The sequence below is a fragment of the Paenibacillus curdlanolyticus YK9 genome (assembly GCF_000179615.1).
Lineage (GTDB): Bacteria > Bacillota > Bacilli > Paenibacillales > Paenibacillaceae > Paenibacillus_T > Paenibacillus_T curdlanolyticus.
Window position 1 is genome coordinate 1 of record NZ_AEDD01000030.1, and the last position, 1,157, is coordinate 1,157.

Annotated in this window: 2 protein-coding genes; both read right to left on the bottom strand. The window is 49.5% G+C overall.

What is annotated here, in order from left to right; genetic code table 11:
* A partial coding sequence (locus tag PAECUDRAFT_RS24270; RefSeq protein ID WP_006040810.1) for an IS256 family transposase occupies positions 1 to 718 on the bottom strand: 718 nt, incomplete at its 3' end.
* Between the two features lie 160 nt (positions 719 to 878).
* On the bottom strand, positions 879 to 1,157 hold a 279-nt coding region (locus PAECUDRAFT_RS24275; RefSeq protein ID WP_006040811.1), incomplete at its 5' end, for an arylamine N-acetyltransferase.

A 1,157-nucleotide genomic window follows, 5' to 3' on the forward strand; every position in this document is an offset into this window, starting at 1 on the left:
GTTGCACATCGGCCTTTGGATAGATTTCTCTAAAGGCTTCTTCTAGTCCTGGAAGGCCATCGAAGACGCCAAGCAACTCGTCTGTTGCTCCGCGATTTTTCAGGTCTTTGAGGACCTCTCTCCAGCCATTTGCGCTCTCATGCCCGCCTACGTAAAAGCCGAGGATTTGGCGGATGCCTTTTTCGTCAATCCCCATAGCCAAATAAACCGCCTCACTGCTGACCGTGTTACGCTTCAGCTTCACATACAAACCATCTAGGTAGATCACAGAGTAACGCTTCTCGAGCGGACGTTGTTGCCACTGTTCAATGTCTTCCATAACGGTTTGCGTAATGTTGCTGATCGTCGTTGGCGAGTACTGGGAACCAAACATACTCTCGATGAATTTTGCGACTTCTCGCGTGCTCTTGCCGCCTTTGTACATGTGGATGATGGCCTCTTCTAACCATCCCTCGCGGCGCTGATACGGCTGGAACAGACGGGTCTTGAAGTAACCTTTCCGATCTCTGGGCACTTGCAAGTCATTAATGGTTCCATAGCGTGTTTGGTAAGTGCGCGTGTAGTTCCCGTTAAGGCTGGTACGAGGGCCTTGATGCTCCGTGCTAATGTAATGTTTAATTTCTTCACGAAGCAGCAGCTCGAGCTTCCCCTGCACCAGCAGTTTAGTTACAGCATTTTCAAGTAGATTGTTGAAAGAATTTTCGGGTATATTAGTCATCGAGTAGGGCTCCTTCTTGGTGCGTGTGGTAACCCCGAGAATACCCTACTTTTTTGCTGCCTGTTAAGGCTCCAAATGTTGGTACACAAACAACTTTACATCATCTTCCATTTCGATAGAATAGCGAATTTCTTCGCTAACAACCGTTTACCCGACCTTCTCATAAAGTGATAGAGCGCTCTGGTTGGTTGTTGATTGGTTCAGGACCAATCCCTCTTCCAAAATAACGATTCAGCAGTTCCGCGTACTGCTCGCCTTCGATCTCCTCCTTGCTCATAACGCCATCCGTCCAGACCGTAAGCGAGGTGCTCGTTAAGGTTACGCTGCCAGCTGGCGTCAATCTTGTAATGAGGGGAGCCTTGTTGAAGCGGGAATCGGGATGCTCCACCACAATCCGCTGGATTTCGTTGCTGTCCACGAGGCCGGTGATGGCTCGCTC